At 65.9% G+C, this 12,796-nt stretch carries 12 protein-coding genes and 1 pseudogene; 8 read left to right on the forward strand and 5 right to left on the reverse strand.

All coding sequences use genetic code 11. The features are described 5' to 3' along the window. The first annotated feature begins 139 nt into the window (after positions 1 to 139). The 8 genes from ACSQ9I_RS33795 to ACSQ9I_RS33830 all read left to right on the forward strand — a co-directional run bounded on the left by ACSQ9I_RS33795 (position 140) and on the right by ACSQ9I_RS33830 (position 7,962). Positions 140 to 1,045, forward strand: a complete 906-nt coding sequence (locus ACSQ9I_RS33795; protein ID WP_436317104.1) for an SDR family NAD(P)-dependent oxidoreductase — start codon at positions 140 to 142, stop codon at positions 1,043 to 1,045. Positions 1,046 to 1,175: 130 nt separating this feature from the next. After that, positions 1,176 to 2,774 carry an AMP-binding protein gene (locus tag ACSQ9I_RS33800; RefSeq protein ID WP_436316363.1) on the forward strand — a complete coding sequence of 533 codons (1,599 nt, stop codon included), beginning with the start codon at positions 1,176 to 1,178 and terminating at the stop codon, positions 2,772 to 2,774. Between the two features lie 19 nt (positions 2,775 to 2,793). Then, positions 2,794 to 3,942: an acyl-CoA dehydrogenase family protein gene (locus tag ACSQ9I_RS33805; protein ID WP_436316364.1), complete on the forward strand. Its 1,149-nt coding sequence runs from the start codon at positions 2,794 to 2,796 to the stop codon at positions 3,940 to 3,942. A 14-nt stretch (positions 3,943 to 3,956) separates the two neighbouring features. Next, positions 3,957 to 4,838 (forward strand): SDR family oxidoreductase, encoded by an 882-nt coding sequence (locus tag ACSQ9I_RS33810; protein WP_436316365.1) that lies wholly within the window; start codon positions 3,957 to 3,959, stop codon positions 4,836 to 4,838. Then, positions 4,835 to 5,869: a phosphotransferase family protein gene (locus tag ACSQ9I_RS33815; RefSeq protein ID WP_436316366.1), complete on the forward strand. Its 1,035-nt coding sequence runs from the start codon at positions 4,835 to 4,837 to the stop codon at positions 5,867 to 5,869. The genes ACSQ9I_RS33810 and ACSQ9I_RS33815 overlap by 4 nt, the downstream gene beginning before the upstream one ends. Beyond that, positions 5,866 to 6,369, forward strand: coding sequence for a hypothetical protein (locus ACSQ9I_RS33820; RefSeq protein WP_436316367.1), 504 nt, complete (start codon positions 5,866 to 5,868; stop codon positions 6,367 to 6,369). The genes ACSQ9I_RS33815 and ACSQ9I_RS33820 overlap by 4 nt, the downstream gene beginning before the upstream one ends. A gap of 25 nt (positions 6,370 to 6,394) precedes the next feature. Then, positions 6,395 to 7,189, forward strand: a complete 795-nt coding sequence (locus ACSQ9I_RS33825) for an enoyl-CoA hydratase/isomerase family protein (protein ID WP_436316368.1) — start codon at positions 6,395 to 6,397, stop codon at positions 7,187 to 7,189. Between the two features lie 2 nt (positions 7,190 to 7,191). Further along, positions 7,192 to 7,962 carry an enoyl-CoA hydratase gene (locus ACSQ9I_RS33830; protein WP_436316369.1) on the forward strand — a complete coding sequence of 257 codons (771 nt, stop codon included), beginning with the start codon at positions 7,192 to 7,194 and terminating at the stop codon, positions 7,960 to 7,962. Positions 7,963 to 8,198: 236 nt separating this feature from the next. Here the strand turns inward: ACSQ9I_RS33830 and ACSQ9I_RS33835 are convergent, their stop codons facing one another. From ACSQ9I_RS33835 to ACSQ9I_RS33855, 5 genes and pseudogenes are all read right to left on the reverse strand, one after another. Further along, positions 8,199 to 9,134 (reverse strand): electron transfer flavoprotein subunit alpha/FixB family protein, encoded by a 936-nt coding sequence (locus ACSQ9I_RS33835; protein WP_436316370.1) that lies wholly within the window; start codon positions 9,132 to 9,134, stop codon positions 8,199 to 8,201. A 2-nt stretch (positions 9,135 to 9,136) separates the two neighbouring features. After that, positions 9,137 to 9,319: pseudogene (locus ACSQ9I_RS33840) on the reverse strand (electron transfer flavoprotein subunit beta/FixA family protein); the annotation flags it as partial. A gap of 217 nt (positions 9,320 to 9,536) precedes the next feature. Further along, positions 9,537 to 10,334: an ABC transporter ATP-binding protein gene (locus ACSQ9I_RS33845; RefSeq protein WP_436316371.1), complete on the reverse strand. Its 798-nt coding sequence runs from the start codon at positions 10,332 to 10,334 to the stop codon at positions 9,537 to 9,539. A 1-nt stretch (position 10,335) separates the two neighbouring features. Then, on the reverse strand, positions 10,336 to 11,592 hold the full coding sequence (locus tag ACSQ9I_RS33850; RefSeq protein ID WP_436316372.1) for an ABC transporter substrate-binding protein: 1,257 nt from the start codon (positions 11,590 to 11,592) through the stop codon (positions 10,336 to 10,338). 125 nt (positions 11,593 to 11,717) lie between these two features. Beyond that, positions 11,718 to 12,794 (reverse strand): branched-chain amino acid ABC transporter permease, encoded by a 1,077-nt coding sequence (locus ACSQ9I_RS33855; RefSeq protein WP_436307102.1) that lies wholly within the window; start codon positions 12,792 to 12,794, stop codon positions 11,718 to 11,720. Positions 12,795 to 12,796: the final 2 nt, after the last annotated feature.

Genomic DNA, 12,796 nt, shown 5'->3' on the forward strand with positions numbered 1-12,796 from the left:
GGATGATACGCTAGCGCACGAAATTCGGGCAAGCCAATTCTGGCGTTGATGATCCGGGTTTTCCCCGGGGTGCGTAGGTGGCGTTTTCCAAGAGGAGACAGATGATGCGATTCAATTGGGGAGCAAGCGAATGACCAGGTTGCTCGAGGGCAAGGTGGCATTGGTGACCGGCGGCGGCCGTGGTGTGGGACGCGGCATTGCGCTGGCATTGGCCGAGGCGGGCGCGAGCGTGGTAGTCAACGATCTCGGCGCGGGGCTCGACGGCAAGCCGGAAGCGGAACAGCCGGCGCTGGAGGTTGTTTCCGCCATCCAGGCGGTGGGCGGGAAGGCCATCGCGGACGGGGGTTCCGTCGCCGAGTGGAATGCCGCCCACAACATGGTGAAGGCGGCGGTCGATACCTTCGGCCGTATCGACATCGTGATCAACAACGCCGGCATCCTGCGCGACGCGATCTTCCACCGCATGAGCGAGCAGGAGTTCGACGACGTGATCGCCGTGCACCTGAAGGGCTGCTTCAACGTGAGCCGCGCAGCAGCGACTCATTTCAAGGCGCAGGGCAGCGGCAGCTTCGTGCACATGACCTCCACTTCGGGCCTGATAGGCAACTTCGGTCAGGCCAACTACAGCGCCGCCAAGCTGGGCATCGCAGCGCTGTCGAAATCGATCGCGCTGGACATGCAGAAGTTCGGCGTGCGCTCGAACGCGGTGGCGCCCTTCGCGTGGACACGCATGATCGACTCGATTCCTGACGAGACGCCCGAGCAGAAGAAGCGCGTCGATTCGCTCAAGAAGCTTGTCCCCGAGCGCGTGGCACCATTCGTGGTGGGCCTGTGTGCCGACGCGGCCAGCGATGTCACGGGCCAGATCTTCGGCGTGCGCAACAACGAGATCTATCTCTTCAGCCAGCCGCGGCCGGTGCGCAATGCGCATCGTGGGGAAGGCTGGACGCCGGAAAGCGTGATCGAAACGGCATTGCCGATGCTGCGCGCGGGCTTCTTTCCACTGGACCGCTCGGGAGATGTATTCACCTGGGACCCCGTCTGAGCTGTGTGCGGCGCGAAATCAGGGTAATCCCAGTAGGTACTCATATAGATCGTACGCTACCGTACGAGTAGTTCCAGGGGGCTAGATCATGCGATTCGAGACAACGCTCACACCATCTCGAGCCGCCGCCATGCGAGCGCATGGTTGGTGGAAGGACAAGACCATCAACGACTGTTTCAGGGACGCGGTCCAGGCTTTTCCGGACAAGGTTGCGCTTGTGGCCCACGTTCAGGGCGCCGGCGCTGCGCGGCGCATCAGCTATCGCGAGCTGGACGATCTCGCAGCGAGGGCGGCGGGTTCGTTGCGTTCGATCGGAATCGGGCCGGGGGACGTCGTCTCGATGCAGCTCCCGAATGTCTGGGAGTTCGTGGTCGTTGCGCTTGCCGCGTCGCGCATCGGCGCGGTGGTGAACCCCCTGATGCCGATCCTGCGGGAGCGCGAGCTGGGCTACATGCTCGACTTCTGCGAAGCCAAGATCCTGATCGTGCCGGCACGCTATCGAGGGCATGACCACGCGGCCATGGCACGCGGCCTTGTGCCGCAGCTTTCCCATCTGAAGCGACTGGTGGTGGTGGGAGAGAGCGGCGCCGATGGGTTCGACACAGTATTGCTAGGCAGCGGTACGCCGGCTCCGGAGGCCAGCCCCTTGCAACCCGACGATGTGACGCTGCTCATGTTCAGTTCGGGGACCACGGGTGCGCCCAAGGGCGTGATGCACACCTCCAACACCTTGCTTTCCACCTTGCTGACTTCCATCGAGGATCTGCATCTGACGCCGGACGACGTGGTGCTCGCCGCGTCGCCGGTCGGCCACCTGATGGGCTATGCCTACCTCACGATGATGCCGCTGATGTTGGGTGCCACCATCGTGCTGATGGATGTGTGGGAGCCGCTCGCCGCGCTGGCGCTGATGCGCAGCGAGCAGGTGAGCTACAGCTCTGCGGCGACGCCGTTCTTGAACGATCTCGTCGCTGCCGTGGAGGGTGGCGATCCGGGCGCGCCCAGCTTTCGCCTGTTCGGCTGCGCCGGCGCGCCGGTGCCGCCGGTGCTGATCGAGCGCGCCGCCAAGGCCATGAACCTGACGGTGTGCTCGATCTGGGGCATGACGGAAGTCGTGGCCGGTACCTTGACCGAGGTCGAGCGCTCGCGCGAACTGTCGGCGCTGGCCGATGGCCGGGCAGTGCGCGGCAACGAGACCAAGGTGGTCGACGAGAGTGGCGCGCCTGCAGCAATTGGCGTGACCGGCCGCCTGCTCTTCCGGGGCAGTTCACTGTTCGTGGGCTATCTCAAACGGCCGGATCTGAACGCGCTCGACGCCGAAGGCTGGTTCGACACGGGTGACCTGGCCTACGTGCTGAACGACGAGGGCTACATCCGGATCAACGGCCGCAGCAAGGACATCATCATCCGCGGCGGAGAGAACGTCCCCGTGGTCGAGATAGAAGGCCTCCTGCTTCGCCATCCGGCCGTCGCGGGTGCAGCCATCGTCGGCTACCCGGACGAGCGCCTCGGGGAACGGGCGTGCGCTTTCGTCGTCACCAAGCCGGGTCAGGTTTTCGAGATGAACGAACTGACCCGCTACATGGCGTCGTCGCAGACGGCCAAGCAGTACTGGCCGGAGAAGGTGGTGCTGTGCGACGAGTTGCCCAGGACCGCCACCGGCAAGGTGCAGAAGTTCAGGCTGCGCGAGCTGGCGGCTTCCGTCGATGGCGTTGCGGCGGTCCATTGAACCCTAGGAGACACTTCCCATGGTCCTGAGCGACGATCAAAAGGCCTTGCAGGAGACTGCCCGGCGCTTCGCGCGCCAGCGTCTGCTTCCGGATTATCAGAAGCGCGAGAAGATCGGCGTGCTCGATCGCGACCTGATCGCCGAAATGGGCCGCCTGGGCCTCCTCGGCGTCGATCTGCCCGAGGAGTTCGGCGGGCTCGGTGCCGACGCGGTCACCACTGGCCTGATCGCCGAAGAACTTGCATATGGCGACTTCAACGTCAGCGCCGTTCCGGTGGGCATTTCGCTCAACGCTGCGATCCTGATGCGCCATGCGCAGCCCGAGCTCGTCCATGACTGGGTGCCGCGCATGACGCGCGGCGAGGCGGTGGTGGCGATCTGCCTGACCGAACCGCGCGGCGGTTCCGACGCCAGCAACCTGCAACTGAAGGCGCGGCGCGATGGCGACCACTATGTCCTCAACGGCGAGAAGACCTCGATCACCTTTGCCGACTGCGCCGATGCCTATCTGATCTTCGCGCGCACCGGGCGGCCGGAAGAGGGCGCCAAGGGGGTCACGGCCTTTTTCATTCCAGCGAGCGCGAAAGGCATCTCGCGCACCCGCTTCGATGACGTCGGCAGCATCATCATCGGCCGCGGCTCGGTCTTCTTCGACGACGTGCGCGTGCCTGTAGATCATCGGCTCGGCGACGAGGGCAAGGGCTTCACGCAGGTGATGCAAGGCTTCGACTACAGCCGGGCGCTGATCGGACTGCAGTGCTGCGGCGCCGCGCAAGCCTCGCTCGACGAGGCTTGGGCCTATGCGAAGGAACGCGAGGCCTTCGGCCGGCCGATCGGCCAGTTCCAGGGGGTCAGCTTCCCGCTTGCGGAAGGCGAGTCGCAGATCGCCGCCGTGCGCCAGTTGTGCTATCACGCGCTGGCGTTGCGCGACGCGGGCCAGCCGCACACCTCGGAGGCGGCGATGTGCAAATGGATGGGGCCGCGCAATGCCTTCGACGTCATCCACCAGTGCCTGCTGACCTTCGGCCACTATGGCTGGAGCAAGGACCTGCCGCATCAGCAGCGCATGCGCGACGTGATGGGCCTGGAGATCGGTGACGGCACCGCCGGCATCATGAAACTCATCATTGCCCGCGAGCGCATCGGGCGCGCGGCCGTCCAATATTGAAGCGGAGGATCGACATGCCCTATCAGTCCGTGTTTCGCGACGGCTTGTTTGCCGGCCGGATCGTCATCGTGACCGGTGGCGGCAGCGGTATTGGCCGTTGCACCGCGCACGAGCTCGCATCGCTGGGTGCAACGGTTGCCATCTGGGGCCGCACGGCGGAGAAGCTCGAGGCCGTGCGAGGGGAAATCGAGGCGGACGGGGGCCGGTGCAGTACGCATGTCTGCGACATCCGGGATGAAACCCAGGTCATGGCCTCCATCGACGCCGTGCTGGCGCAGCATGGCCGCATCGACGGCCTGGTGAACAACGCGGGCGGGCAGTACCGGGCGCCGATGGAAAGCCTTTCGACCAAGGGCTTCGAAGCTGTGGTGCGAAACAACCTGACCGGCGGCTTCATCGTGATGCGCGAGACCTACCTTCGCTGGATGAAGGCGCACGGTGGCGCGATCGTCAACATCATCGCCGACATCTGGCACGGTTGGCCCGACTACGCGCACTCGGGCGCGGCGCGCGGCGGCATGCTCACGCTCAGCGAAACGGCGGCCTGTGAGTGGGCCTCGTCGGGCGTGCGCGTGAACACCGTGGCGCCTGGCGGCATCGCCTCCAGCGGGTTCGACACCTACACGCCCGAAGCCAAGGCGAAGATCCGCGAGTACCCGCCCACCGTGCCGCTGCAGCGCTACGGCACCGAAGCCGAGCTGTCGGCGGCCATCGTTTTTCTGCTGTCGCCCGCGGCGGCGTACATCACAGGCTCCTGCATCCGCGTGGACGGCGGAACACCCAACGCACGCGGGACCTGGAAGCTGCAGGCGCACCAGAACAGCCAGCCCTTCGAAGGCTTCCACCGGGCCCGGATGCCGGAGATGCTGCAAGCGCAGAAAGAGACGGATGCATGAGCACGATCGGCGACGAATCCGCGCTCGCAGAGCGGATCGCGCACTACCTCGCGCAGCAGGTGGGATCTGCCGTTCAAGTGGGGACGGTCCGGCGCTTTCCGGTCGGCTTCTCGTGGCTGACTTTCTCGGTTCCCGTGACCGGTCTTCCCGACCATGAAGACACGCAAGAGCTGATCCTGCGGCTCGGCCCCGACTACGGCCTCTTCGCCCCCTACAGCGCCGGCCCGCAGGTTCAGGCCATGCGCTCGCTGGGGGGCAGTGCCGTGCCGTTGCCGCGCGCCTACTGGAGCAGCGATGACCCGAGCATCCTCGGAGCGCCGTTCCTGTTCTGCGAGAAGGTGGAGGGTGAGGCCGTCGTGCCATGGGTTTCCGCCGGTCAACCCGGACTGGAGGAGGGTTACCGCAGGCAATTGGCAGAGCAGTTCATCGATGTGCTGGCCGCCCTGCACCGCGTGCCGTGGCAGGACAAGCCGATCGCTGCGATGGCGCAGGGCATCACGCCCGCAACTGCTGCCCGGGTGAACGTCGAGTATTGGGAAAAGCAGATCGAACGGTGGGCGATGCGCCCCTATCCGCTGGTCGACTGGGGCATCCGCTGGCTGAAGGCGCACTGCCCGGTGGCGCCGCATGTGGCGATCGTGCACGGCGACTACCGGACCGGCAACTTCCTCGAGAAGAACGGGCGCATCACCTCGATCCTCGACTGGGAACTCGTGCATCTGGGCGACCCACATGAAGACCTGGGCTGGGCCAGCCTGCCGATGTACATGGGCGGCAGCAAGCTGATCAGCCGGCTGGCCGAGCCCGACTGGTTCTATGCGCGCTACGGCGAGAAGGCCGGCTTCGATGTCTCGATGGCGTCGGTGCGCTACTACCAGGCGCTGTCGCTGCTCAAGCTCGCCGCCACGCACATGGCGGCTGCGCGCTGCTTCGAGGAAGGGCGCTTCAACGACATGCGCATGCCGGCGATGGGCAGCCAGATCGCTACCTGCTTGCGCCAGATGGAAAAAACGATCGAGGCCGCCTCATGAACAACTCCTTCGTCCGTTTGATCGATGGCATGTGCGCGACCTTGCGCGGCGAAGTGTTGACGCGGCTGGAAGATGAGTTCGCGCGCGGTCAGGTCTTCGGCGTCATCAACCTGCTCAACACCTTCAAGGTTCGCGCGGACTGGTCGACGAACTTCCTGTGGGCTCAGGTCGACGCGCAGCGCCACACCTTTGCCCGGATCGGCGCGTTGCTGCAGGAGAGCGGCGCGGCGGCCGCGCCGACGCTGCCGATCGACGAAGTCCCGCAACCGATCACACCCACCGAGCTCGCATCTCTCCGCGATGGCGGGAATCGCGCAATCGTGGAACTGCTGGCATGGCTCGCCGCCGAGCGTGAGAGCCTGGAACCGACGCTCGTGGCCGATGTCGAGCAGCTGGCCCGCGCTTGCATGCGCACCGAACTCGACCTCGAGCTGAAGTATTCGCCCAGGCCCATGTTTGCGGAGATGTCCAGCGGCGTAGAGGTGCAGGCAAAGCCATGAGCGATTCCGAACCTGGAGAACCCGAATGACAACGAATCTCTCCTCGCTGCGACTCGACATCGAAAACGGCCTTGCGACGGTGACGTTAACCCAGCCCGCGCGCGGCAACCCGATCGACGGCGATTTCACGCGAGACTTCAAGGAAGTCTTTCTCGAACTCTGGGACACGCAGGGCCTGCGCGCTGTGCTGTTGCGCGCGGAGGGCTCGAATTTCAGCTTCGGCGGCGATCTCAAGACCTTTCATCCGGTTCGCCATGCGCTGCCTGCAATGGTGCGGCGGCTGACCAGCGATCTTCATGTGGGACTGTCGCGCGCCTGGCAGCTGCCGGTGCCGATCGTGGCCGAGGTGCAGGGCTGGGCGATGGGCGGCGCGGTGGGTTTGCTGGCCGGGTGCGACGTGGTGGTGGCGGCCGAGTCGACGCGCTTCGGCTCGGCGTTCTCCCACCTCGGCTTCAGCTGTGACTCCGGCTCCAGCGTCACGCTGACGTTTCGTATGGGAGCGGCGCGCGCACGACGCTTCGTGCTCATGGGAGAGGTTCTGTCCAGCGCTGAAGCGTTGGCTGCGGGCTTGGCCGACCAGGTCGTGCCCGATGCGCAGCTGACGGATTCGGCCCGTGAGATCGCTGTGCGCCTGGCCACTGGGCCGACCCTGGCCTATGGCGAAATCAAGCGGCTCTTCCTGCGTGCGGGTCATGCGCAGCTGGAGGCACAGCTGGAAGACGAGGCACTGACGCTGGCGCGCATCTCGTCCACGGAGGATGCCCAGGAGGGCGTGGCGGCGATGTTCGAGCGGCGCAAGGCGTCCTTTCGGGGACGCTGAGCATGTATCAGAACCTGCTCGTGGAACATCCGGTCGCCGGCGTCGCGATCCTGCGCTTCAATCGGCCTGACAAGCTCAATGCCCTGTCGCTCGCGCTGCGGGCCGAGTTGCTGGAGGCAGTCGACATGCTGGAGGCCGACGCCGATGTCCGGGTGCTGGTGCTCACGGGGACTGGTCGCGCGTTCAGCTGCGGACTCGACCTCGACGAATGGGGCGCCGAAGGTCTGCCCGCGGCGGCGGGTGCTTATGAAGCTGATGCGGTGGCTGCGCTGGCGCGCTTCAGCGGGCCGGTCATTGGTGCGGTCAACGGTTTCGCGATCACCGGCGGGCTGGAGATCGCACTCGCATGCGATGTTTTGATCGCCTCGAGCGAAGCGCGCTTCGCCGATACGCACGTTCAGGTCGGGCTGCTGCCGGGCTGGGGAGGCTCGGTCCGGCTCGCGCGCCGCGTGGGACTGCACCGGGCGAAGGAGCTCGCCTTCTCGGGTCGCTTCTTCGATGCGAACGAGGCATACAGCTGGGGAATGGTGAACCAGGTTGTACCGGCCGCGCAGTTGCTGCCGACCGCGGTGACGCTGGCCACCCTGATGCTCAGCGGCGTGCCGGAGACTCTCAAGCTTTACAAGCGCCTGCTGGAGCAGGAGGACGAGCGCTCGCTGCCGGACGCGTTGATCCTGGAGCGCGAGGCCTCTGTTTCCAACAATACGGGTGTGACGCGTGCGCAAATCGAAGAGCGCCGCTTGGCGATGCGGAACAGGAAGGTTCAATCCTGAGTGCGTCGAGAGAACAGGCTCGCCTCTGCGATGTGGGGCGGGCCTTCATCGCTGAACGACTCGCTTGAAGCACTGGAAGGCCAGCTTGGGTGGGAGATGCATGCCTCCTGTTCCCACATGGACGCCGGATATTCGATCGCGCATGCATCGAGATCTCCTTGCTTGGCGCGGAGCTCGAGAAGGCAGTGTCGAAGAAGAGCCATGGAGATTCCGTGGGGCAGTAGGCAGGGCTGAAGCTATAACTCTTTCACCAGTTCCGGCACGGCCGTGAACAGGTCGGCTTCCAGCCCGTAGTCGGCCACCGAGAAGATCGGCGCTTCCGGGTCCTTGTTGATCGCCACGATCACCTTGGAATCCTTCATGCCCGCCAGGTGCTGGATCGCGCCCGAGATGCCGCAGGCTATGTAGAGCTGCGGCGCCACGATCTTGCCGGTCTGGCCCACCTGCCAGTCGTTGGGCGCGTAGCCCGCGTCCACTGCGGCGCGGCTGGCGCCCAGGCCGGCGTTGAGCTTGTCGGCCAGCGGCGCCATCACTTCGGTGAACTTCTCGGCGCTGCCGAGTGCCCGGCCGCCCGAGACGATGATCTTGGCGGCCGTGAGTTCGGGACGCTCGCTCTTGGTGATTTCGCGTCCGACGAAGCTCGACTTGCCGCTGTCGGCCACGCCCTCGGCGCTCTCGACCGTGGCGCTGCCGCCGGTGGCTGCCGCCGGATCGAAGCCGGTGGTGCGCACCGTGACCACCTTGATCGCATCGCTGCTTTGCACGATGGCGATCGCATTGCCCGCATAGATCGGGCGCTCGAAGGTGTCGGGGCTGTCGACCTTGGTGACGTCGCTGATCTGCGCCACATCGAGCTTGGCCGCCACACGCGGCGCCACGTTCTTGCCGTTGGCCGTGGCCGGGAACAGGATGTGGCTGTAGTTCTTGGCGATGGCCAGAACCTGGGCTGCGACGTTCTCGGCCAGGTTCTCGGCCAGCGACGGGCTGTCGGCCGCGATCACCTTGGCGACGCCCGCGATCTTGGCGGCAGCAGCCGCGGCTTCGGCGGCGTTGGCGCCGGCCACCAGCACGTGCACGTCGCCGCTCTGGCAGGCGATGCCCGCGGTCACGGTGTTGAGGGTCGCCGGCTTGACGGTGGCGTGGTCGTGTTCGGCAATAACAAGTACGGTCATGGTCAGATCACCTTCGCTTCGTTCTTGAGCTTGTCCACCAGGGTGGCGACATCGGGCACCTTGATGCCGGCGCCGCGCTTCGGCGGCTCGCTGACCTTCAGGGTCTTCAGGCGCGGCTTGACGTCCACGCCCAGGTCTTCGGGCTTGAAGGTGTCGAGCTGCTTCTTCTTGGCCTTCATGATGGATCGGGCAATGCAGCCATCGCTGCCGCATGCTTATTTTGATGCGTTGCAGTACTATACACTACGGTATTATATTGTCATGCGAGCCGAGTTTGGACTCGAACGTTAAGGCATCGGATGATCGGGAAGGGACAACCGTGTGGGCGATGGATGCGCGCGGCTCTCGACGGGAATGGAGGCATGGGGTCGCCGTTTGAAACATTTCGAGTCCCTCCGCTTTCTATGTCAGCCACCGCTTTCTCCGGCGGTAGTGCTTCACGGCGTGGTAGTCCTTCTGCTGACCCTGCGCGCCCCCAAGATAGAACTCCTGCACGTCCGGATTGCTGCTCAGGGATTCGGCGCTGCCGGTCATGACGACCCGTCCGTTCTCGATCAGGTAGGCGCGCTGTGCGATGCCGAGCGCCGCAACGGCGTTCTGTTCCACCAGCAGCACCGACAGCCTCGCGTCCGCATTGATGCGCCGCACGATGTCGAAGATCTCGTCGACCAGCAGCGGCGCCAGGCCGAGACTGGGTTCGTCGAGCATCAGCAGGCGCGGTTCGGTCATCAGGGCGCGGCCGATGGCGAGCATCTGCTGCTCGCCGCCGGAGAGGTAGCCCGCCGGCGATCCCGCCCGTTGCGCCAGGCGCGGGAACCAGGCCATCACCTTGTCCATCAATTCGCGGACATGGCCGCGGTCGCGGTGCATCGACGATGCGGCGAACAGGTTCTCGGCCGGTGTCAAATGCTCGAAGACGCGCCGGCCTTCCAGCACGTGGGCGATGCCCCGGCGAACGCGCTCGGGTGCGCCGAGGCCCAGCAGATCGCCGCCGTCGAAGGTGATGCTCCCTCCGCTCACCTTGCCGCGCTCTGCGCTCAACAAGCCGCTGATTGCCTTGAGCACGGTGCTCTTGCCGGCGCCATTCGCGCCGAGCAACGCGACCAGCCCGCCCGCCTCGATGTCGATGGAGACGCCCTTGACGGCCAGCGACACGCTGTCGTAGACGACCTCGACGTTGTTGAGCGCCAGGAGGGGCATCTCAGGTTCCCGTCTTCTTGAACTCTTCCGACGAGGCGCGGATCAGTTGCCAGACCACGTCCTGGTCGCTCGCAAGCCAGTCGCTCTTGGGTACCCAGCGGCTGCCGTCCCATTGGGCGACGCGGCCCATGCCGCCGCCCTGGTGATCGGTCTTGCTCGTCGTCAGCGGCGGAATCAGTCCGTCGGCGGTGAAGTTCTTGATGCTGCGCAGCCCTTCGTTGAGGGCCTCCGCGGTGACCGGCCCGCCCTTGGTCACTTCGAGCGCCCGGCGCACGCCCTCGACCATGACCGCGGCGGCCATCACGCCGATGTTGTAGTAGGCGGTGCCGACCATCTCCTTCGGCCCCGCACCTTTGCCCTTGCCGACGACGTCGCGAATGATGTCCTGGATCACCTTGGGTTCGCTGCCTGCGGCGGCGCCTTCGAACTTGAGGACACCCTTGACTTGATCGGGTCCGACCACCTTCATGTCCGACTCCGACAGCCACACGACGGACGCGATGCGATCGGGCGAGATGCCATTGCGCAAGGCCTCCTTGAGCGACACCGTCTGGCCGACGCCGCCGCCCCAGATCAAAGTCCAGTCCGGCCGCGCGCGCCGCAGCTGCGTCCATACGGCCGACTGCTCGTTGCCGGGCGGTGCATAGGGGAAGGGCAGCAGTTCGAAGCCGCGGCGCTTGGCCAACGCCTGCAGGAGGGGCAGAGGTTCCCGGCCGTAGGGCGTGTCGATGTGGACGAACGCGATCTTCTTGCCCTTGAGGTCCTTGTCCTGGCGCGCCATGTACTCGATCAGGATCGCGGCCTGTGACCAGTAGCTGGCCGATAGCGGCAGGACGTAGGGGAAGGTGGCACCGTCGGCCGCGTCGCTGCGTCCCGAGAAGGTCGTCACCAGGTTGATCTTGTCCTGCAGCGCGCGCGAGACGAGTGCCCGGCTCACCGGCGTGGACAACGGGTCGACCAGCACGACACCGTTGCGCTTGAAGCGCTCGTAGGCCTCGATGCCGCGCTGGGGCGCGTTGCCCGTGTCCACGATATCGGCCGCGATCTTCCAGCCGCTCACGCCACCGCGCTCGTTGACCAGCGAGAAGTAGTCGCGCTGGCCCTGACTGTATTCGGCGGTCACGAAGGTGTAGACCACCGTGAAGTCCTGCGCCATGCCGAACTTGATGATCTTTTCCTGGGCCTGGGCGAGGGGCAGGGTGGTGATGAGTGCGGTTGCTGCGCCCGCAGCCACGAACTGTCGTCTGTCTACCTTCATGGTGTCTCCTGGGTGTTTGCCCGCTCAGAGGTGCCAGAGCGCCGCACGAGGGCGTTCGAACCGTCCCGGCGGGCGCCCGTGCGACGGTTGGCTTTTCGCTTTGTCGAAATCGCCGTGTTTCATGCTCACTGGCGCCGCGTGTGGCGGAAGGGCCAGACCAGGAGGCTCTTGCGCACGTTGTCGTAGATCTTGGCCAGCCCCAGCGGCTCGAAGAGCAGGAAGCCGACGATCAGCGCTCCGTAGAGGATCAGCGGTGCGTGCGTCAGCAGGTCGCTGCCGATTGCGCCGCCGTACTGGCGCGACAGCGCCGCCAGCGCGTTGTTGAGCAGGGGCGGCGCGAGCAGGATCAGCGCCGCGCCGAAGTAGCAGCCCAGCACGCTGCCCAGGCCGCCGACGATGACGGTAGCGAGCAGTTGGATCGACAACTCGATGTGGAACTGCTCGGGCGACACCGCCTTGTAGTAGCAGAAGGCGTACAGCGCGCCGACGATGCCGCCGATGAAGGAGCTGACCCAGAAGGCCAGCAGCTTGTAGCGGAAGGCACTCACGCCGAGGATCTCCGCCGCGTAGTCCTTCTCGCGGATCGCCGCAAGCGCGCGGCCGAAGCTGGTGCGCCGGATGTTGAGCATCCAGACCGTCAGCAGCGCGCAGACGCCCAGCGCGACGAAGTACATCCCGGCGTCGGACGTGACCGGCATGCCCAGCAGCCGCAGCACCGGCACCTGCAGCGAGGCTTGCGAGCCGCCGCTGATCGCTGGCACGTGCACGATGACGAAGTCGGTCAGGTACTGCAGCGCCAGCGTGGACACCGCGAGGTACAGACCCTTGACCCGCAGCGCCGCCGCACCGAACACGGTGCCCACCAGCGCCGCCAGCGTGCCGCCCAGCAGCAGCGCCAGCTCGAAGGGCAGGCCGGCGCGCGTCATGTGCACGGTGCCGTAGGCGCCGATCGCCATCACCGCGCCGTAGCCCAGGTGGACCTGGCCCGCGCCGCCCATCAGCAGGTTCAGGCCCAGTGCCGCGCTGGTCCACAGCAGCAGCGGCGTCAGGTAGGAGTTTAGGTACAGGGCGCTCAACAGCCAGGGCGCCGTGAGGAACAGCGCCGCGATGATGCCGAGCGTCGCTCGGTCGGCCGGCAGCGGCCAGAGCTTGCGCGTCTGCAGGTAGTTGACGTGGCGGATGCCGGCGGCGCGGTAGAACATGG

The organism is Variovorax sp. LjRoot84 (genome assembly GCF_964254305.1).
In the GTDB taxonomy this organism is placed as follows: domain Bacteria; phylum Pseudomonadota; class Gammaproteobacteria; order Burkholderiales; family Burkholderiaceae_C; genus Variovorax.